The organism is Streptomyces sp. NPDC001828 (assembly GCF_042892175.1).
Taxonomy (GTDB): Bacteria; Actinomycetota; Actinomycetes; order Streptomycetales; family Streptomycetaceae; genus Streptomyces.
Window position 1 is genome coordinate 232,653 of the sequence record NZ_JBIATV010000016.1, and the last position, 19,751, is coordinate 252,403.

19 protein-coding genes are annotated in these 19,751 nt (G+C 70.9%); 12 read left to right on the forward strand and 7 right to left on the reverse strand.

Features of this window, described 5'->3' with window-relative positions; all coding sequences use genetic code 11:
* Positions 1–134: 134 nt before the first annotated feature.
* The 8 genes from mshD (at position 135) to pstB (ending at position 9,782) form a co-directional block, all read left to right on the forward strand.
* Positions 135–1,058: a mycothiol synthase gene (gene mshD, locus ACFYZA_RS35205; RefSeq protein ID WP_382596297.1), complete on the forward strand. Its 924-nt coding sequence runs from the start codon at positions 135–137 to the stop codon at positions 1,056–1,058.
* A 324-nt stretch (positions 1,059–1,382) separates the two neighbouring features.
* Positions 1,383–3,608 carry an RNA degradosome polyphosphate kinase gene (locus tag ACFYZA_RS35210; RefSeq protein WP_382596294.1) on the forward strand — a complete coding sequence of 742 codons (2,226 nt, stop codon included), beginning with the start codon at positions 1,383–1,385 and terminating at the stop codon, positions 3,606–3,608.
* Positions 3,609–3,684: 76 nt separating this feature from the next.
* On the forward strand, positions 3,685–4,692 hold the full coding sequence (locus ACFYZA_RS35215; RefSeq protein WP_382596291.1) for a CHAD domain-containing protein: 1,008 nt from the start codon (positions 3,685–3,687) through the stop codon (positions 4,690–4,692).
* A complete protein-coding gene (locus tag ACFYZA_RS35220; RefSeq protein WP_388494559.1) occupies positions 4,689–5,117 on the forward strand; it encodes an NUDIX hydrolase in 429 nt (142 codons plus the stop codon). Before ACFYZA_RS35215 ends, ACFYZA_RS35220 begins: the two co-directional genes overlap by 4 nt.
* 399 nt (positions 5,118–5,516) lie before the next feature.
* A complete protein-coding gene (pstS, locus tag ACFYZA_RS35225; RefSeq protein ID WP_382596285.1) occupies positions 5,517–6,659 on the forward strand; it encodes a phosphate ABC transporter substrate-binding protein PstS in 1,143 nt (380 codons plus the stop codon).
* 137 nt (positions 6,660–6,796) lie between these two features.
* On the forward strand, positions 6,797–7,795 hold the full coding sequence (pstC, locus tag ACFYZA_RS35230; protein ID WP_382596282.1) for a phosphate ABC transporter permease subunit PstC: 999 nt from the start codon (positions 6,797–6,799) through the stop codon (positions 7,793–7,795).
* A 55-nt stretch (positions 7,796–7,850) separates the two neighbouring features.
* Complete coding sequence (gene pstA, locus ACFYZA_RS35235; RefSeq protein ID WP_388494560.1) at positions 7,851–8,927, forward strand: phosphate ABC transporter permease PstA; 1,077 nt, start codon at positions 7,851–7,853, stop codon at positions 8,925–8,927.
* Between the two features lie 78 nt (positions 8,928–9,005).
* The gene (gene pstB, locus ACFYZA_RS35240) at positions 9,006–9,782 is read left to right on the forward strand and encodes a phosphate ABC transporter ATP-binding protein PstB (RefSeq protein ID WP_161253268.1); all 777 of its coding nucleotides are present in this window, start codon (positions 9,006–9,008) and stop codon (positions 9,780–9,782) included.
* Between the two features lie 406 nt (positions 9,783–10,188).
* Here the strand turns inward: pstB and ACFYZA_RS35245 are convergent, their stop codons facing one another.
* A complete protein-coding gene (locus ACFYZA_RS35245; protein ID WP_100577830.1) occupies positions 10,189–11,187 on the reverse strand; it encodes an inorganic phosphate transporter in 999 nt (332 codons plus the stop codon).
* A gap of 7 nt (positions 11,188–11,194) precedes the next feature.
* Entirely contained in the window at positions 11,195–11,815 is a 621-nt protein-coding gene (locus tag ACFYZA_RS35250; RefSeq protein WP_053729022.1) for a DUF47 domain-containing protein, read from the reverse strand.
* Between the two features lie 233 nt (positions 11,816–12,048).
* On the opposite strand from ACFYZA_RS35250, the gene ACFYZA_RS35255 reads away from it, so the two are divergent.
* Positions 12,049–12,393, forward strand: coding sequence for a metal-sensitive transcriptional regulator (locus tag ACFYZA_RS35255; protein WP_345259546.1), 345 nt, complete (start codon positions 12,049–12,051; stop codon positions 12,391–12,393).
* A gap of 394 nt (positions 12,394–12,787) precedes the next feature.
* On the opposite strand, the gene ACFYZA_RS35260 is transcribed toward ACFYZA_RS35255, so the two are convergent.
* Both ACFYZA_RS35260 and ACFYZA_RS35265 read right to left on the reverse strand, forming a co-directional pair.
* A complete protein-coding gene (locus ACFYZA_RS35260; protein ID WP_382596274.1) occupies positions 12,788–12,979 on the reverse strand; it encodes a hypothetical protein in 192 nt (63 codons plus the stop codon).
* Between the two features lie 141 nt (positions 12,980–13,120).
* Positions 13,121–13,912 (reverse strand): hypothetical protein, encoded by a 792-nt coding sequence (locus ACFYZA_RS35265; protein WP_388494561.1) that lies wholly within the window; start codon positions 13,910–13,912, stop codon positions 13,121–13,123.
* An 88-nt stretch (positions 13,913–14,000) separates the two neighbouring features.
* Here ACFYZA_RS35265 and ACFYZA_RS35270 point away from each other — a divergent pair, with 88 nt between their 5' ends.
* Entirely contained in the window at positions 14,001–14,153 is a 153-nt protein-coding gene (locus tag ACFYZA_RS35270; RefSeq protein WP_382596268.1) for a hypothetical protein, read from the forward strand.
* Positions 14,154–14,268: 115 nt separating this feature from the next.
* On the forward strand, positions 14,269–15,846 hold the full coding sequence (locus tag ACFYZA_RS35275) for an FAD-binding oxidoreductase (RefSeq protein ID WP_388494562.1): 1,578 nt from the start codon (positions 14,269–14,271) through the stop codon (positions 15,844–15,846).
* A gap of 72 nt (positions 15,847–15,918) precedes the next feature.
* On the opposite strand, the gene ACFYZA_RS35280 is transcribed toward ACFYZA_RS35275, so the two are convergent.
* The 3 genes from ACFYZA_RS35280 to ACFYZA_RS35290 all read right to left on the reverse strand — a co-directional run bounded on the left by ACFYZA_RS35280 (position 15,919) and on the right by ACFYZA_RS35290 (position 18,982).
* Positions 15,919–16,623, reverse strand: coding sequence for a phosphatase PAP2 family protein (locus ACFYZA_RS35280; RefSeq protein ID WP_382596262.1), 705 nt, complete (start codon positions 16,621–16,623; stop codon positions 15,919–15,921).
* Positions 16,624–16,825: 202 nt separating this feature from the next.
* Entirely contained in the window at positions 16,826–17,818 is a 993-nt protein-coding gene (locus tag ACFYZA_RS35285) for an NlpC/P60 family protein (RefSeq protein ID WP_382596404.1), read from the reverse strand.
* A 237-nt stretch (positions 17,819–18,055) separates the two neighbouring features.
* Entirely contained in the window at positions 18,056–18,982 is a 927-nt protein-coding gene (locus ACFYZA_RS35290; RefSeq protein ID WP_382596259.1) for a trypsin-like serine peptidase, read from the reverse strand.
* Positions 18,983–19,385: 403 nt separating this feature from the next.
* Between ACFYZA_RS35290 and ACFYZA_RS35295 the strand changes: the two genes are divergently transcribed.
* Entirely contained in the window at positions 19,386–19,694 is a 309-nt protein-coding gene (locus ACFYZA_RS35295; protein ID WP_053729027.1) for a hypothetical protein, read from the forward strand.
* The last annotated feature ends 57 nt before the right edge of the window (positions 19,695–19,751 follow it).

The window sequence follows — 19,751 nt, forward strand, 5'->3', positions numbered from 1 at the left end:
GCAACAGGGGGTGGCGGGTTACGAGCTGGTTGCCGTTCGCCGCGCCACGGGGCGATTCCCCTTCGCGACGGGTGCGGCGGTCCGGGCCGCGCACCCACCCCCGTCCACCGCGCCCCCGCCGTACCCTCGTATCCATGACAGACGCAGCCGCCCCCTCGCCGTCCTCCCGCGACATCCAGACGCTCGACGAGCTCAGTCCCTCCCAGGCGGGGGCCGTCCTCGACCTCATCGCCGAAGCCGCCCGCACCGACGGGCAGCAGGCGGTCTCCGAGCAGGGGCGGCTCCAGTTGCGCGGGGGCCGGCGCGAGGGCGTGCGGCATTTTCTGCTGACCGCCGACGGTGTGCTCGCCGGGTACGCCCAGCTGGAGGACGCCGACCCCGTCGAGGCACCCGCCGCCGAGCTGGTCGTGCATCCCTCGCACCGCGGCCACGGGCACGGCCGGGCGCTGGGCAGCGCGCTGCTCGGGGCGACCGGCAAGCGGTTGCGGGTGTGGGCGCACGGCGGGCACTCGGCGGCCCGCCATCTCGCGCAGGTCCTCGGCCTCACCCTGTTCCGCGAACTGCGCCAGCTGCGGCGGCCGTTGAACCCGCTCGGCATCGACGAGCCGGTGTGGCCCGAGGGCGTCACCGTGCGCACCTTCACCCCGGGCGAGGACGACGCGGCCTGGCTCGCGGTGAACGCGGCCGCCTTCTCGCACCACCCCGAGCAGGGCTCGCTGACCCAGCGCGACCTCGACGACCGCAAGGCCGAGTCGTGGTTCGACCCCAAGGGCTTCTTCCTCGCGGAGAAGAACGGCGAACTCGTCGGCTTCCACTGGACGAAGGTGCACGCCGAGGAGCGGCTCGGCGAGGTGTACGTGGTCGGGATCCGGCCGGACGCCCAGGGCGGCGGCCTCGGCAAGGCGCTGACCGCGACCGGCCTGCGCCACCTCGCGGCCGAGGGCCTGCCGACCGCGATGCTGTACGTCGACGCCGACAACACGGCGGCCGTCACCGTCTACGAGCGCCTCGGCTTCACCACCCACGAGGTGGACCTGATGTACCGCGCGGAGTCCTGAGCCACCGGCCGGCGGCCTGAGCGCCCACCCCCGAGCCCGGCCCCGGCGGCCTTGCCCGATGCGGCCCCGGCGCCGCATCCTGGGTCCCGGCCGCGCCCCGGGGCGACGCGCGGCCCCGCCGTGACGCCCGGGGGCCCGGGTTCGCTTGCCCGCACGTCATGTCCTCGTAACCAGCCATTCAGACACGCTTGCGACGCTCGCGTAATGAAGCCGCCGGCGCCCGCCTCCCGGAACGGAACAGTTCCCCCGCCCAGAACCCCACGGGCGCTCACTCCCGCGCTCTCCGACGCGCTGGAGGACCCCGGTGCGCGGAACAATGGGGACATGAGCCAGCAGCCCAGCGCCGACGTCCCGCTCAAGCCCGCCCAGCCGTCCGTCGGCTCCATAGCCGCGCACCGGCCGCACACACTCGCGGCCGCCGTCTCCGACCTGGAGCCGGACCTCGACGCGGACCTGGACGCCTACGAGGACGAGAGCGAGGGCGACGAGCTGCCCTCGGGCCGCTTCCTGGACCGTGAGCGCAGCTGGCTCGCGTTCAACGAGCGCGTCCTGGAGCTCGCGGAGGACCCGGCGACCCCGCTCCTCGAACGGGCGAACTTCCTGGCGATCTTCGCCTCGAACCTGGACGAGTTCTTCATGGTCCGGGTGGCCGGGCTCAAGCGCCGCATCGCGACCGGGGTGGCCACCCGGTCGGCCTCCGGCCTCCAGCCCCGCGAGGTCCTGGACCTGATCTGGACCCGCTCGCGCGAACTCATGGCCCGGCACGCCGCCTGCTACCAGCAGGACGTGGCCCCCGCCCTGGCCGACGAGGGCATCCACCTCATCCGCTGGCCGGAGCTCACCGAGAAGGAGCAGGCCCGCCTCTTCACCCTGTTCCGGCAGCAGATCTTCCCGGTCCTGACCCCGCTGGCCGTGGACCCCGCGCACCCCTTCCCGTACATCTCGGGGCTCTCGCTCAACCTCGCCGTGGTGGTGCGCAACCCGGTCTCGGGCCACCGCCACTTCGCGCGCGTGAAGGTGCCGCCGCTGCTCTCCCGCTTCCTGGAGGCCTCGCCGCAGCGCTACGTACCGCTCGAGGACGTCATCGCCGCGCACCTGGAGGAGCTGTTCCCCGGCATGGAGGTGCTCGCGCACCACATGTTCCGGGTGACGCGCAACGAGGACCTCGAAGTCGAGGAGGACGACGCCGAGAACCTGCTCCAGGCCCTGGAGAAGGAACTCATGCGGCGCCGCTTCGGGCCGCCGGTGCGTCTGGAGGTCGAGGAGTCCATCGACCCGTACGTACTCGACCTCCTCGTAAGGGAGTTGAAGATCTCGGACGCCGAGGTCTACCCGCTGCCCGGGCTGCTCGACCTGACCGGTCTGTTCGGGATCTCCGCGCTCGACCGGCCCGAGCTGAAGTTCCCCAAGTTCGTCGCCGGCACCCATCGCGACCTCGCCGAGGTGGAATCCGCCTCCGCGCCCGACATCTTCGCGGCGGTCCGCGAGCGGGACGTGCTGCTCCACCACCCCTACGACTCGTTCTCCACCTCGGTGCAGGCCTTCCTTGAACAGGCCGCGTCCGACCCGGACGTCCTGGCCATCAAGCAGACCCTGTACCGGACTTCGGGCGATTCGCCGATCGTGGACGCGCTGATAGACGCGGCCGAGTCGGGCAAGCAGGTGCTGGTCCTCGTCGAGATCAAGGCGCGCTTCGACGAGCAGGCCAACATCAAGTGGGCGCGCAAGCTGGAGGAGTCCGGCTGTCACGTCGTCTACGGGCTCGTCGGCCTCAAGACGCACTGCAAGCTGTCGCTCGTGGTGCGCCAGGAGGGCGAGACGCTGCGCCGCTACAGCCACGTCGGCACCGGCAACTACCACCCCAAGACGGCCCGTCTGTACGAGGACCTGGGGCTGCTCACCGCCGACCCGCAGGTCGGCGCGGACCTCTCGGACCTCTTCAACCGGCTGTCCGGATACTCCCGCAGGGAGACCTACCGGCGGCTGCTCGTGGCCCCCAAGTCCCTTCGGGACGGCCTGGTTTCGCGGATCAACAAGGAGATAGCCCACCAGCACGCGGGGCGCCCCGCCTATGTCCGCATCAAGGTCAACTCGATGGTCGACGAGGCCGTCATCGACGCCTGCTACCGGGCCTCGCAGGCGGGCGTGCCGGTCGACATCTGGGTCCGCGGCATCTGCGCGGTGCGGCCCGGGGTCGCCGGCCTCTCGGAGAACATCCGGGTGCGCTCGATCCTCGGACGCTTCCTGGAACACTCGCGGGTGTTCGCCTTCGGCAACGGCGGCGAGCCCGAAGTCTGGTTCGGCAGCGCCGACATGATGCACCGCAACCTCGACCGACGCATCGAGGCTCTGGTCCGGGTCGCCGACCCGGCCCACCGCGCGGCCCTGAGCCGGCTCCTGGAGACCGGGATGTCGGACGGCACCTCGTCCTGGCACCTGGGGGCCGACGGGAACTGGACCCGGCACTCCACGGACGCCGAGGGCCAGCCGCTGCGGAACGTACAGGAGATGCTGATAGACGCCCGGAGGCGCCGGCGTGCAACGCCCTGAGAACACCGCCGGAACCGCCGGATTCGCCGGAAACCCCGGAAACATCGGAAGCACCGGAGGCACGAGAGGCGCCGGCGTGGCCGGAGCCGCCGCAGTCGCCGGGCAGGAGCTGGCGGGCGAGATCCTCGCCCCCTATCTCCACGTACAGGCGGGGGAGTTCCTGCGTGGCCTCCGGCTCCACCGCGAGGCGGGGCCCGACAACCAGTCCACCGAGGAGGCCGCCCAGGCCCTGCGGGCCGCGGCCCGCCGCATCAGCGCGACCCTGCACACCTTCCGGCCGCTGCTCGACGCGGCCTGGGCCGACCAGCTGCGGGCCGAACTCGCCTGGCTGTCCGGCACGTTGGCGGGCGAGCACGCCTGCTCGGCCCGGCTCGCCCGGCTCCTGGACGCCCTGCACCGGCTCGGCGGCGGCCGGGTGCCTCCCGCGCGCGGCGACACCGGCACGCTCACCGTGGGCGCCGCCCGCGCGGGCGCCCTGCTCGACCGCCAGCTGACACTGGCCCGCACCCGGGCCCACTCGGCGGCGCTCCAGGCACTCGGCTCCTCCCGCTTCCACGCGGTGGCGGACGCGGTCGCGCTGCTCGCCAGCGAGGTGCCCCTGGCGTCGGCCGCCGCCGCGCACGCCTGCGAGGTGCTCGCGCCCGCGGCCCTGGACGCCGAGGACCGGCTGGACCGGGCGGTGGCCGCGCTGCCGCTGGCCCGGGCAGCGCATCCGTACAACGCGGAGGCCCTGGTCCAGGAGAGCGAGAGCCAGGACAGCCCCTGGCACCAGGTGCGGCTGCTGCTGCGCCTGTACCGGTACGCGCGGGAAGTGCTGCACCACGGGCTCGGCGAGCCGGATCCGCCCGAGCGGCTGCTGGCCGCGGGGCGGGCCCTCGACCGGCACCGGGACGCGGCGGAGGCGGCCTCGGCCGCGGCGGCCGCGGCCCGCACCCCCCGGATCGCCCCGGCCACCGCGTACGCGCTCGGGGTGCTGCACGCCGATCAGCGGCACGAGGTGGAGGCTGCGCGGTTCGCCTTCCAGCGGATCTGGCAGCCTGTGGCGGTGACCACAGCAGCGCCGGCGACCACGGCCGCCCCATGAGCACCGCACCCGACGGAACCGTCCTCGCCGCGGGGTGCGTCCTGTGGCGCCGCTCCCCGTGGGGCGACGGCGGCATCGAGATCTGCCTGGTGCACCGGCCCAAGTACGACGACTGGTCGCACCCCAAGGGCAAGCTGAAGCGGGGCGAGGCCGCGCTCGACGGTGCGCTGCGCGAGGTCCTGGAGGAGACCGGGTTCGCCTGCACACCGGGCGCGGTGCTGCCCACCGCCCACTACACGGACGGCCAGCGCCGCCCCAAGCGCGTCGACTACTGGGCCGCCGAGGCGGGCGACGGGCGCTTCGTCCCCAACTCCGAGGTCGACCGGCTGCTGTGGCTGACCCCGGCGGCCGCCCACCACCGCCTCACCCACCCGCGCGACCGCCAGCTGGTCCTCGCCCTGCTCGACGCGCTGCACTCGGCCTGAGATCCGCCTGAGATCCGCCCGGGATCCGCGCTGAGGCCCGCCTCGCGATCCGCCAGAGATTGGCCTGGGACCCGGCCCGGGTGGGGGCGGGCCCGGGCGCGGTGGCGGTGCCGGGCGGGCGGGGGCCGGGGTGCGGGCGGGCGCGGGGCCGGGTCGCGGGCGGGCGCGGGACCGGCGCGGATCCGGTTCCGTACGCCTCCTGAACACGAACCGGTAACGGTCGGCACCGCACTGCCCGCCACGGTTCACCTTCCGTTAACTCTTCCCCGCCGACCACTTCACCTGTTCTGCCTAATTTCGGCCTTACACGGTGCACGGCATCCCGCCCACACCGCCCATCCAACGCACGCCGCCGTACAACGAACGGAAACCGGCGGCTCCCGGAAGGAACACCCGAAAGTGAAGCTTCAGCGCAAGAACCGGCTCCGCGCCACCGCCCTCGGCGTCATCGCCGTGTCCAGCGCCCTGGCCCTCACGGCGTGCGGCAGCGACAACAACAGCGGCGGCGGGAGCACGGGCGGCAGCGGCGACAAGACCACCGGGGCCGCCTCCAGCGTGAAGTGCGACGGCGCCAAGGGTCAGCTCCTGGCCTCCGGCTCGTCCGCCCAGAAGAACGCCATGGACCTGTGGGTCAAGAACTACATGGCGGCCTGCAAGGACGCCCAGGTCAACTACAAGTCCTCCTCCTCCGGTGACGGCATCGTCGCGTTCACCCAGGGCACGGTCGGCTTCGCGGGCTCGGACTCGCCGCTCAACGCCCAGCAGGTCGAGGACTCCAAGAAGGTCTGCTCCGGCGGCCAGGGCATCAACCTCCCGATGGTCGGCGGCCCGATCGCGGTCGGCTTCCACGTCGAGGGCGTCGACAGCCTGGTCCTGGACGCCTCCACGATCGCCAAGATCTTCAACGGCAAGATCAGCAAGTGGAACGACGAGGCGATCGCCAAGCTTAACCCGAGCGCCAAGCTCCCCGACCTCGCGATCCAGGCCTTCCACCGCTCCACGGACTCGGGCACCACCGAGAACCTCACCAAGTACCTCTCCGCGACCGCCAAGGCCGACTGGCCCTACCCGCCGGCCAAGAAGTGGGCCGCCTCCGGCGGTCAGGCCGCCTCCGGCTCGGGCGACGTCGCCGCCCAGGTCAAGCAGGTCAACGGCGCGATCGGCTACTTCGAGCTCTCCTACGCCGCCTCGCAGTCCATCAAGACCGTCGACATCAACACCGGCGCCTCCGCCCCGGTCAAGGCGACCGCCGAGAACGCCTCCAAGGCCATCGCCGCCGCGAAGATCGCCGGCACCGGCAAGGACCTGGCCCTGAAGCTCGACTACACGACCAAGGCCGACGGCGCCTACCCGCTGGTCCTCGTCACGTACGAGGTCGCCTGCGACAAGGGCAACAAGCCCGCGACGCTGGCCGCCGTCAAGTCCTTCCTCTCCTACACGGCCGGCGCCGACGGCCAGAAGCTGCTCTCCGACGCCAGCTACGCGCCCATCCCGGCCGAGATCAACGCCAAGGTCCTCGAGACGGTCAACTCCCTCTCGTAGAACCACAGGTGAGCCGCCGGGCCGAAGACCCGGCGGCTCAGGTGGGGCGGGGGCCCCGATCCGGCCCCCGCCGCACACCATCCGGTGCACCGCCGCCAGGGGACCCATCAGGTCCCCGCCCACAGACCGGAAAGATCATGGCTTCTTCCATAGCAACCGACACACCGCCACCACCCGCTCCCGCCTCCGCGCAGCGCCGCAAGCAGTCCACCGGCCGCGCGGGCGACAAGATCTTCCTCGGACTCTCCCGGGGCTCCGGCATCTTCCTGCTGGTCATCATGGCGGCCATCGCCGTCTTCCTGAGCGTCCGGGCCGGCATCGCCATCTCGAAGGACCAGGGCAACTTCCTGACCACCTTCGACTGGGACCCGGCCGGCAGCCCGCCGGTGTTCGGCATCGCGGTCCTGCTCTTCGGCACCGTCGTCAGCTCGGTCATCGCGATGGCCATCGCGGTCCCGATCGCCGTCGGCATCGCCCTGTTCATCTCGCACTACGCGCCGCGCAAGCTGGCCGCGCCCCTCGCCTACGTGGTCGACCTGCTCGCCGCGGTGCCCTCGATCGTCTACGGCGTGTGGGGCGCCCTGTTCCTGGTGCCCTACCTCGGCGGGCTCAACGACTGGCTCGACCAGTACATGGGCTGGACCTACGTCTTCGAGAAGACCGAAGTCGGCGTCGCCCGCTCGATGTTCACCGTCGGCATCCTGCTCGCGATCATGATCCTGCCGATCGTGACCAGCGTCAGCCGCGAAGTCTTCCTCCAGGTCCCGCGCATGAACGAGGAGGCCGCCCTGGCCCTCGGCGCGACCCGCTGGGAAGTCATCCGCCTCTCGGTCCTGCCCTTCGGCCGCTCCGGCGTGATCTCCGCCTCGATGCTGGGCCTGGGCCGCGCGCTCGGCGAGACGATGGCCGTCGCCACGGTCCTGTCCCCGAGCTACGTCCTGTCGCTGCACGTCCTCGACCCCGGCGGCGGCACCTTCGCGCAGAACATCGCCGCGAAGTTCGACGAGTCCAACCAGCTCGGCCGGGACGCCCTGATCGCCTCCGGCCTGGTCCTCTTCGTGCTGACCCTGCTGGTCAACGGCGCCGCCCGCATGATCATCGCGCGCCGCAAGGAGTACTCGGGGGCCAACGCATGAGCCACGCCCCGTCCCGAGACCCCCGTACCGCAGCAGCCCCCGAGGGGAGCCCCGCATGAGCCACGTAGCCGTTCAGGACGCCCGGCCCGCCACTCCGGCCCCCCGCAAGGGCAGCCTCAGCGCCCGCGCGCTTCCGCGCTGGGCGGGGGCCGGCTTCGCGGTCGTCTCCGTCGCGCTCGCGGTCGGCATCGGCCTCGCCTTCGACCTCGGCAGCAAGGTCCAGTGGGGCCTGATCGCGGCCCTGCTCTTCATCCTCATCTCGTACGCGGTCACCACGGCCGTCGAGAACAAGCGGCAGGCCAAGGACCGGGTGGCGACCTCCCTGGTCTGGGTCTGCTTCATCCTCGCCGTGATCCCGCTCGCCTCCCTGCTGTGGACGACGATCAGCCGCGGCACCAAGGTCCTCAACGGGTACTTCCTGTCCCACTCGATGGCCGGCGTCCCCGGCTTCGAAACGGGCGGCGGCGTCTACCACGCGCTGATCGGCACCCTGGAGCAGGTCGGCCTCGCCACCCTGATCTCCGCGCCGCTCGGCCTGCTCACCGCGGTCTACCTGGTGGAGTACGGCAAGGGCGCGCTCGCGAAGGCCGTCACCTTCTTCGTGGACGTCATGACGGGCATCCCGTCCATCGTGGCCGGCCTGTTCATCCTGACCCTGATGCTGATGTTCGACTTCGGGCCCTCGGGCTTCATGGGGTCGCTCGCCCTCACGATCCTGATGATGCCGGTCGTGGTGCGCTCCACCGAGGAGATGCTCAAGCTCGTCCCGAACGAGCTGCGCGAGGCCTCCCTCGCCCTCGGCGTGCCGAAGTGGCGCACCATCCTGAAGGTGGTCCTGCCGACCGCGATCGGCGGCATCACCACCGGCGTCATGCTCGCGATCGCCCGCATCGCCGGTGAGACCGCCCCGATCATGCTGCTCGTCTTCGGCAGCCAGCTGATCAACACCAACCCCTTCGAAGGCGCCCAGTCCTCGCTCCCCTTCTACATCTGGGAGCAGTACCGGGTCGGCAGCGACGCGGCGTACGACCGCGCCTGGGCCGCCGCCCTGGTCCTGATCGCCTTCGTCATGATCCTCAATCTGGTGGCCCGCGGCATCGCCCGCTGGAAGGCCCCCAAGACCGGTCGCTGACGCGACACCCTTCGGTCCCGCCGGGCGGGGCCACCCCAGCGACCGTCTCGCCATCCCGAAAGAAGCAGTGATCAAGTCATGGCCAAGCGAATCGACGTATCGGGCCTCTCCGCCTACTACGGCGCCCACAAGGCGATCGACGACATCTCGATGACCGTGGAGCCGCGCTCCGTGACCGCCTTCATCGGCCCGTCCGGCTGCGGCAAGTCCACGTTCCTGCGCACCCTGAACCGCATGCACGAGGTGACCCCCGGCGGCCGCGTCGAGGGCAAGGTGCTCCTGGACGACGAGAACCTGTACGGCTCCGCCGTCGACCCGGTGGCCGTGCGCCGCACGGTCGGCATGGTCTTCCAGCGCCCCAACCCGTTCCCGACGATGTCGATCTTCGACAACGTGGCGGCGGGGCTGCGTCTGAACGGCAAGTTCAAGAAGAACGAGCTGGCGGACGTGGTGGAGAAGTCGCTCAAGGGCGCCAACCTCTGGAACGAGGTCAAGGACCGCCTCAACAAGCCGGGTTCCGGTCTGTCGGGCGGCCAGCAGCAGCGGCTGTGCATCGCGCGGGCGATCGCGGTGGAGCCGGACGTGCTGCTCATGGACGAGCCCTGCTCGGCGCTCGACCCGATCTCGACGCTCGCGATCGAGGATCTGATCGGGGAGCTGAAGGAGCGCTTCACGATCGTGATCGTGACGCACAACATGCAGCAGGCGGCCCGCGTCTCGGACCGTACGGCCTTCTTCAACCTCTCGGCGGTCGGCCAGCCCGGCAAGCTGATCGAGATCGACGAGACCGAGCGGATCTTCTCCAACCCCTCCGTGCAGGCCACGGAGGACTACATCTCGGGCCGCTTCGGCTAGGCCCGCCCCCGACCGTCTGCGGTGCTGCATGGCGGTGCCACCGCAAGACGAACGGCCCGCCTCCCGTACCACGGGAGGCGGGCCCTTTTCCTACCCCGGGCCCCTGGGTGTTCGCCCACCCACCCGCCCGCGCAAGGGGTCGGATGGTTCGGCCTCTGGGGCTCCGCCCCAGACCCCGTTCGCGCCCGAAGGGCCAGGGGGAACCCCGATGACGGTCTGAAGATGCCTGTACCCGGGGCATTTAGGGGCGCGGGGAACTGCGCGACCAGCCCCGCACGGTCCGCAGCCGAAAAAAAAGGGGGCCCGGGGCGAAGCCCCATCGCGCACCCCCGAAAAGCCGAAACCCCGCCCCCCGGCGGAGCCGGAAGAGGCGGGGTGAGCTCCGGGCGGAGCCGGAAAGCCAGGGCTAGCTGAAGAAGACGTGCACCAGGAGATAGCTCAGCGCAGCGACCAGCGCCGCCGCCGGCATCGTGATGAACCACCCCAGAATGATGTTCTTCGCGACCCCCCACCGCACCGCGTTGACCCGCTTCGTCGCCCCCACACCCATGATCGCCGAGGTGATCACATGCGTCGTGGAGATCGGCGCCTGGAACAGGAACGACGACCCGAACATGATCGACGCCCCCGTCGCCTCCGCGGCGAACCCCTGCGGCGGATCCAGCTCGATGATCTTCCGCCCCAGCGTCCGCATGATCCGCCAGCCACCCGCGTACGTACCGAGCGAAAGCATCGCCGCGCACGCGATCTTGACCCAGATCGGGATCTCCGAGCCCGCGTCCTGAACATCGGCGATGACCAGCGCCATCATCACGATGCCCATCGTCTTCTGGGCGTCCTGAAGGCCGTGGCCGAGGGCCATGCCAGCCGCCGAGACGGTCTGCGCGATGCGGAATCCGCGCTTGGCCTTGTGCGGGTTCGCCTTGCGGAACATCCAGAGGATGGCGCACATCACCAGGTAGCCGACGACCAGGCCGACCACCGGCGAGACGAACATCGGGATGACGATCTTGTCGAGCACCCCGGACCAGTACACGGTCGTACCGCCCGCGAGGGCCGCGCCGACCATGCCGCCGAACAGGGCGTGCGACGACGAGGACGGCAGCCCGAAGTACCAGGTGACCAGGTTCCAGATGATCGCGCCGACCAGCGCCGCGAACAGGATCCCCATCCCCTTGTTGCCCTCGGGCGTGGAGATGAGCCCCTCGCTCACCGTCTTGGCGACGCCGCTGCCGAGGAAGGCGCCGGCGAGGTTCATGACGGCGGCCATGGCAAGCGCGGCCCGAGGGGTCAGCGCCCGGGTCGAGACCGACGTGGCGATGGCGTTCGCCGAGTCGTGAAAGCCGTTCGTATACGTGAATCCGAGCGCGACGCCAATGGTCACGATCAACGCAAAGGTGTCCATGACTGGGTCAGGACTCCTTGACGGCGATGGTCTCCACCGTGTTCGCCACGTGCTCGAACGCGTCCGCCGCCTCTTCGAGTACGTCCACGATCTGCTTCAGCTTGAGCACCTCGATGGCGTCGTACTTGCCGTTGAAGAGGTGGGCGAGCAGCTTGCGGTGGATCTGGTCGGCCTGGTTCTCGAGGCGGTTGACCTCGATCCAGTACTCGGTCAGATTTGACATCGTCCGCAGGTTCGGCATCGCCTCGGCGGTCAGGACGGCCGCCCGGTTGAGCACCTCGATCTGCTGCTCGACGCCCTTGGGCAGTTCCTCCACGTTGTAGAGGACGACCAGGTCGACGGCCTCCTCCATGAAGTCCATGATGTCGTCGAGACACGAGGCGAGGTTGTAGATGTCCTCGCGGTCGAACGGCGTGATGAAGGAGGAGTTCAGCTGGTGGAAGATCGCGTGGGTGGCATCGTCCCCCGCGTGCTCCGCTGCCCGCATGCGCTCCGCGATCTCGGCCCGGGACGCGGAATCCGCTCCGAGCAGTTCCATGAGGAGCTTCGAGCCCGTGACGATGTTGTCCGCGGATGCGGAGAACATGTCGTAGAAGCTCGTCTCCCTGGGGGTCAGACGAAAGCGCACGTGGGGTCCTCGGAGTGCTTGGGATTCGGTCAGGCTGATGCTAGGCGCATCATCCGGCCACGGCTAACCGGCGTTCTTCAGTGTCGCCCATCAGGCACAGTGATCAGCACGGGCCCCCGCCGGGGATCCGGAAATTCGTTACCATATACCCATGAGGGGTATCAAACCCCTTGCCCCACACGGCAGGCCACCAGGCACATGGCAGACCACTTGGCAGACAACGGGAGGACGCGATGACGACCACCGAGGCAGCCGGCCCCCCGGTCGAGACCCCTGTGACCGATCACGACCGCGGCGTGCACGGCTATCACCAGCAGAAGGACGAGCACCTCAAGCGGCTGCGCCGGATCGAGGGCCAGATCCGCGGCCTCCAGCGGATGGTCGACGAGGACGTCTACTGCATCGACATACTCACCCAGGTCTCCGCGTCCACCAAGGCCCTGCAGTCCTTCGCGCTCCAGCTCCTGGAGGAGCACCTGCGGCACTGCGTGGCCGACGCGGCGGTCAAGGGCGGGGACGAGATCGACGCGAAGGTGGAAGAGGCCACCAAGGCCATCGCCCGCATGATGCGCACCTGACGCGCCCCCCTCCGGAGCCCCGCCCCGCCCCCCGTTCGCGCCTCAAGGGCACTCGCCCTCAAACGCCGAACAGGCTGAAACGCCCCAATGCGGGCCGCACCAGCACCGCTAAGGGGCGCGGGGAACTGCGCGAGCAGCCCCCACGACCCGCAGCCGAAAACGGGGTTAGGGGCGCGAGGAACTGCGCGAGCAACCAAGCACGACGCGAGCCCGAACAAGGGGTTAGGGGCGCGGGGAACTGCGCAAACGGCCCCCACGGCCCGCAGCCGAAAGCAGGTTCAGGGGCGCGGGGAACTGCGCGAACGGCCCCGCAGGACCGGCAGGCCCGCAGGACCCGCACCCCGAACCCGCAACAGCGCCCCCGCCCCCGAGGGCGCACCCCACACCAAGGGGGCTACCGGGGCCGGGCCCCGGGCGGTGGGGGCGGGCCCGGGCGTCCGACGTTCAGGACCTCGTCGATGAGGTCCGGACTGAGCCGGTCCCCCTCCGCCGCAGACGCCGCGATCATCAACTCACCGCACAGTTCGATCTCGACGAGGGCCACGTGGTCCTGGACGGTCGCACCGCGAAGCGAAGCCACGCACATCACCTCTTCCTCGACCTCTTCCCGCTCTTCCGCCGTCGCCGCTCGGCTTCCTAGCGTAGGGAGGGAGACACGGACCGCGCATGGCACGGACGGACCATTTCCGCCACCCCCACCCCACCTGAGGGGGCCATATCTGGCTGATTACGGCTGGATCTTCCCGTCGAAGATGTCCCGCGCCTCCGGCAGCCGTACGCCGACCGCCGCCCCGAACCCGTACAGCAGCGTCGTCGAGGCGACCGCGACGGGCCGGTCCCGGTTGACGTAACTGAACTGCTGACGCACCTTGCACAGCCGCCCCGCCCCGTCGAAGTACGCGTCGAACGGCACAGCGGCCCTGGAGAACCCTTTCGCCACCTTCGCCAGCAGCACCGCGCTCCCCCGGTAGTGCCGCACCTTCACCCCGGCGAGGCTCTCCTCACCTACGTACGTCACGTCCCGCGCGCCGCGCAGCAGTTCGGCGGCGGCGTACGGGTCGGTGGCGCCGCCCGTGACCAGGTTGCCGTCGGCGAGCGCGGTGGTGTCGACCCGTACCCATTTGTCCGCGGGCACCCCGGCTCCCCGGTTCTTCATGTAGAGCGCGCCCGGCGCGAGGATCTCGGTGATCGGGCGCCGTTCCTCCGCGCCCTTCGCGTCCTTGGGCAGCATCACCGTCAACTGCCCGGTCCTGCGCCGGAAGTCGTAGGTGCCCTCGCCCCGGATGGTGACCCGGGTGCCCCCGGTGGCCATCTCCATGGAGGTGGTGGCCTGTGAACTGCCCGCCGCCACCAGGCGGTCGGCGGCCGTGCGCACCAGCGCGGCCGGGTCGGACGCGGGCCCGCCCGCCATCTCCGCCGTGCTCCCACCGCATCCGCCGGCGGCCGCCACCACCGCGCTCACCACCGCGGCGGTCACGATCGCGCCCGCTCGCCCGGCTCCGTGCCGTTGCACCACCATCGCCGCCGAACCCCCAACGCCCTTGGCATAGCCCGTACCCCTAACGACCGCGGTACGGCCGCCGTCACGCCCGCAGTACGGTGGTGAGGTGCCCCACCAGACCACCATCACGGAACGCGGCAGCTTCGCGGTGGCCCGTTGCTCCTGCGGCTGGACGGGCCCGGCCCGCCGCAGCCGCGACAGAGCCCGTACGGACGCCGAAGCCCACGACTCCCCCGACCCGGCCGCGTCCGCCGACTGAGCCCGGGGCGGCCGACGGGCCCCCCTGCCCCTTTCCCCGCACCTTTCCCGGTTCGGGAACGGGCGGCCCGGGGAAGGAGCCAGCCCAGCGCCCCCCACGCCCCCCGGGAGCCCCCATGCGCCGCCGCACCCTCCTGACCGCAGCCACCGGCACCGCCGCGGGCACCCTCGCCACCTCCGCCTGCGGCAGCACCGCGCACCCGGAACCCGCCCCGACCGGCACCGGCAAGCCCACCGGCACCGCGAGCCGCAGCCCGTCGCCGAGCGCCTCGGCCCCCGCCGACTGGAACGCCCTGGCCCACTCCCTGGAGGGCAAGCTCGTCCGCCCCGGGGACGCCGACTACGCCACCGCCCGCCAGCTCTACAACACCCGCTTCGACGACCAGAAGCCCGACGCCGTGGCGTACGTGGCGCACGAGGCGGACGTCCAGGAGTGCCTCGCCTACGCCCGCGCCCACCACGCCCCGATCGCCGTCCGCAGCGGCGGCCACGACTACGCCGGCTGGTCGTCGGGGACCGGGCGCCTGGTCATCGACGTATCGCGCCTGAACGCCGTGTCGGCCGACGGCACCGTCGGCGCGGGCGCCCGGCTGCTCGACGTGTACACCGGCCTCGCCAAGAGCGGCCGCACCATCCCCGGCGGCTCCTGCCCCACCGTCGCCGTCTCGGGCCTGACCCTGGGCGGCGGCCACGGCGTCACGGCCCGCGCGTACGGGCTCGCCTGCGACAGCCTGACCTCCGTGAGCCTCGTCACCGCCGATGGCCGGAAACTGACGGCGAGTGGGAAACAGAACCCGGATCTGTTCTGGGCCCTGCGCGGCGCGGGCAACGGCAACTTCGGCGTGGTCACCGGCCTCGCCTTCCGCACCCACGAGGCCCCGCAGGGCGTCACCGCCTATCTCACCTGGCCGTGGCGCCAGGCGCGGGCGGTGATCGGGGCCTGGCAGGAGTGGGGTCCCGACCAGGCGGACGAGATCTGGTCCGCCGCGCATCTGGCGGGCGGCGCCGGCGGTGGCAACCCGACGCTCACCGTCACCGCGTTCTCCCTCGGCTCGTACGGGGACCTGCAGAACGCCCTCGACCGCCTCGCCGACCGGGCGGGCGCCTCCGCGTCCTCGGTGTCCCTGCACCGCACCGGCTTCCAGGACGCGATGCTGCTGTACGGGGGCTGCTCGACGTTCAGCCAGACCCAGTGCCACCTGCCCGGCCGGACCCCCGGCCGCAGCCCGCAGGGAGTGCTCCAGCGCGAGACGTACGCCGCGAAGTCCGACTTCTACACCAAGGCGATACCGGACGCCGGGATACGCCAACTCCTCACCAGCACCGAGGAGTTCACGCACATCGCGGCGGCCGACAACGGGGGCGGCGGGACCGTCGTGCTCACCGCGCTCGGCGGCGCGATCAACCGGGTCGCCCCCGACGCCACCGCCTTCGTGCACCGCACCTCACGCGTGCTCGCCCAGTACATCGCCTCGTGGCGGCCGGGCACCTCCGGCTCGACCCAGCAGTCCTGGCTGGCCCGTACGCACGACGCGATGCGCCCGTACGCCTCGGGCGCGGCCTACCAGAACTACCCGGACCCCTCGCTCACGGACTGGCGTACGGCCTACTACGGGACGGCCGCGCCGCGCCTGGCCGCGCTGAAGAAGCAGTACGACCCGGACCGGCTCTTCGACTTCCCCCAGGCCCTCTGACGGGACCCTGCGACCGATCCTCCGACAAGCCCTCCGACAGACCCTCTGAACAAGCCGGGCCGGGCGGGGGCGTCAGGCCGCGAGGTCGCGCTCCTCGGGACCCGAGCGCTCGACCGCGCCGCCGGGCGCGGCGTGAACCACCGTCAGGGCCTTGCGCGAGTGCACCAGGAGGCCGAGCCGCCGCGAGCGGGCGACGGCCGCGACGACCGGGGTGAGCAGCAGCTGGGCGAGCGGGGCGAGCAGCAGCGTGACCGCCGTGCCGAGCGCGAACCCGCCGACGACGTCGGTCGGGTAGTGCACGCCCATGTAGACCCGGCAGAACCCTTCGAGCAGGGCGAGGCCGAGCGCGATCAGGCCGAACTTCCGGTGGGCGACGAACAGTCCGGCCCCGAGCGCCATGGCGAGGGTGGCGTGATCGCTGACGAACGAGAAGTCGGTCTTACCGCCGACCAGGACGTCGAGCCCCTTGTGGTCGAGGAAGGGCCTCGGCCGTTCCACGAAACCGCGGATGGGGATGTTGACCAGGACGGCGATCCCGGCGGCCAGCGGCGCCCACACGATCCCGGCGACGGAAGCCACCGCCGCCTGCCGGTCCTCCGAGCCCCGCACGCTCCACCAGCACCACAGCACGACGAGCACGAGGCCGAGCAGGATCCCGTACTCCCCGACGAAGGCCATGGCCCGGTCGAGCCAGGAGGGGGCGTCCTTGGCGAGTCCGTTGATGTCGTAGAGCAGGCTGACATCGGGATTCGCTCCGTCGAATGCGAGTCCAGCCATGCTGCGGCCCCTTGCCTTGATCCGTCCTGCTACCAACCCCCGTGGTCAGTACGTACATCAGTCACTGTCCAGGGAACGCCCTCCACGGCCGCCGCGTTCCACTCTCCACTGAATGATCACCTCGACGTTATCGAAGAGTGACGAATAGCCGCAGCTCAGGGCCCTGGCTTCACGGAGAGTTCCAGCCATCGAAAGGCCTTGTTCAAGCCCCCGGTTGGAGCGTGGGGAGCGCCGCGGCGCCGTCCTTGGTCACCCGGGTCGCGCCGAAGTAGTCGGGTGCGTCGATCTTGTCGAAGCGGATGACGGCGCCGGTGTAGGGGGCGTTGATCATGTACCCGCCACCCACGTACAGGCCCACGTGGTGGATGGCCCGCGAATTGCCGAGGTCGGTCGAGAAGAACACCAGGTCGCCCGGCAGCAGCTCGTTGCGGGCGGGGTGCGGGCCGGCGTTGTACTGGTCGTTGGCGACGCGGGGCAGCGTGATCCCGACGCTCTGGTACGCGGCCTGCGTAAGCCCCGAACAGTCGAAACGCCCCCCTTGCTCGGGCGTCCCCTCCCCGCCCCAGAGGTAGGGCGTGCCGAGCTTCTGCTGCGCGTAGTAGATGGCCCCGGCGGCCTGCTGCGAGGGCTGCACCCGGCCCACGGGGGCGGCGAAACTCTTCTCCAGGGAGCGGATGGTCTTCACATAGCCCTGGGTCTCCTTGTACGGCGGAACGCCCTTGTACTTGATGACCGCGTACGCGCCCGCGTTGTACGCGGCCAGCATGTTGTCGCTCGCGTCGCCGGGCACGTCCTTGACGTATTTGGCCAATTCGCAGTCGTAGGAGGCCGCTGACGGAATGGCGTCGGCCGGATCCCAGATGTCCCGTTTGCCGTCACCATTGCCGTCGATGCCGTGACTCGCCCAGGTCGCGGGCATGAACTGGGCGATGCCCTGCGCGTTGACCGGGCTGACGGCGGTCGTCTTCCAGCCGCTCTCCGAGTAGAGCTGGGCGGCGAGCATCGCCGGATTGAGACTGGGGCAGTAGTCGCCCCACTTCTGCACGAGCGGCTGGTAGAGCGCGGGCACGGCCCCCTTGGCGAGGCCGACGGCACCGCCCGCCCGGGAGGCCAGCCCGGCGGCGGCCGAATACGTACCGACGACGAGCAGCGCGACGAAGCTCAGGCACACCCCGAACCCGATCCCGCCGATCACCCAGACTCTGCGCACCCCTCAACCCTCCCCCATCGAGGCGCGGTTCACCGCCACTTCGCTCGCACTCGTGTCGGACCCTCGCTCATTCGGCCAGGAGCCGGTCGCACACGTCGCTCCCGTGACCCCGGACCACGCTCGCATGACGGTACGTCACCGTCCAGGCGCAGGGGAGGGCGTAACGGCGCAGGGCCTACGGGGACTGCGGAAGCGCTCGGCGGATGCCGGTCCTGCCGACGCTCACGGCATCATGCAGGCGCACGGCATGGCCTGACCGTTCTTCAGGGGCGTGCTGGAGACGGGAGGTTCGGCGGCGGGCTCCTCGGTTGCGGCCGCCACCGGCACCGGGTCCGCCTTCGCCGCCGAGGCCTCGGGAACCGCCGGCTTCGGCGCACCGGCGGCGTCCGCCAGCTGGTACAGCGACTTGACGCGCGGCCCGAAGACGATGCTGTAGGAGACGTCGGGGTCGTCCCCGCCGAACTGGTAGCCGCCGATCACCCCCGCCACCGCCCCGCCCTCGACGACCCACGGGCTGCCGCTGGTGCCGCCCGGGAAGTCGGGGCAGTCGATGCGCTGCTGGGTGTCCCCGTACGCGACGGACGTGTTCTCGCAGACCTGCGGCACATCGGTGTCGGAGGGGTATCCGGTCAGCGTCGCGGACTCCCCGGTCGCGCGGCCCGCGAACAGCGGGGCGGCGCCCACCGCGTCCTCGATCTGCCTGCCCCCCTCGGAACCCGCCCCCAGGACCGCGAACGCGACGTCGCTGTCCTGGTCGCCGTCCTCGTTCCAGCTGTCGTCCTCGTACACCGACTCCACCGGCCACGTCCCGTACGGCGCCGAACCGTCCCGATAGGCGGGCGCGAACACCGCCTTGCCGCCCTCCGACTCGTCCGCCGGCAGACAGTGCGCGGCCGTGACGATGAGATCGTGGCCCGAGCTGTGCACCACCGACGCGGTGCAGTAGTGCCCGTCGTCCAGGCTCCCCTTGAACAGCGCACCCACCCGGGCGTTGGCGGCCGTGGCCGGCGCCGTCGTGGTCCGGCCGCTCGCCCCCGCGTCATGAGCCCCGTACGTCGGTATGACGAGGAGCACCGCCGCGGCGGACAGCGCGCCGAACCTTCCCCGGCCGGTCGCGAATCTCGTCCCGAAGATGCCAGTGCGCTTCATACGGTGCGTCTCCTGGGGTCGGCGGGCGTGCTTGCTGACTGCGAACACTCTGACTCTCGCTGCCCCGACTGAGAGCGACCATGAACCTTTTCTGAGAAGTTTCTATGAACGGCCCGTCGCTCCGACCTGCGCCGCCGACCGCCGACACGACAAGCGGCCCAAGGGTGTAACAACGACAGTCATTGCCCGGAGTCACCCTGCGTGATACACAGAGTGACCATACGCGTTTTCGCATACGCCCGGTTCACCGCAGGTCAGGGCGGTGCGACCGGCACATGTGTGCGAGGGCGGGTAAAGAGGGGCACCAAGGCGTCCCACTCCGCCGGTTTCATCAGCGAAGATAGAACCTGACCCATGCCGTGGGGCAGGGGCATCGAACTACCCGACAGGGGCGGTGAGTTACATGTACCTGGCAGCCGGAAAAGGCGACATCACCACCATCATCGGCGGAATCGCCCCCAACTGGGGGCCGTTCGGGACGCTCGGCAACGAGGCCCGCATCATGGTGGAGGTGGTGATGGCGGTCGCCATCCTCCTCTGCCTCGGCATCGCGGTATGGGGCGCGGCCAAACAGCGGATCGGAGCGACGGCGCTGCGCGACACCTTCAGCGCCGAACAGGGCAAGGGCCTGATCGTGGCCGGCCTGACCGGAGTCTTCATCATCGGCTCGCTCGGCACGCTCTTCACCATCGTGTACGGGATGGCCGTCTGACCCCGCGTCAGCCGGATCGCCACCCCTCCCGTCCCCCTCACACCATCCGTCCGTCGT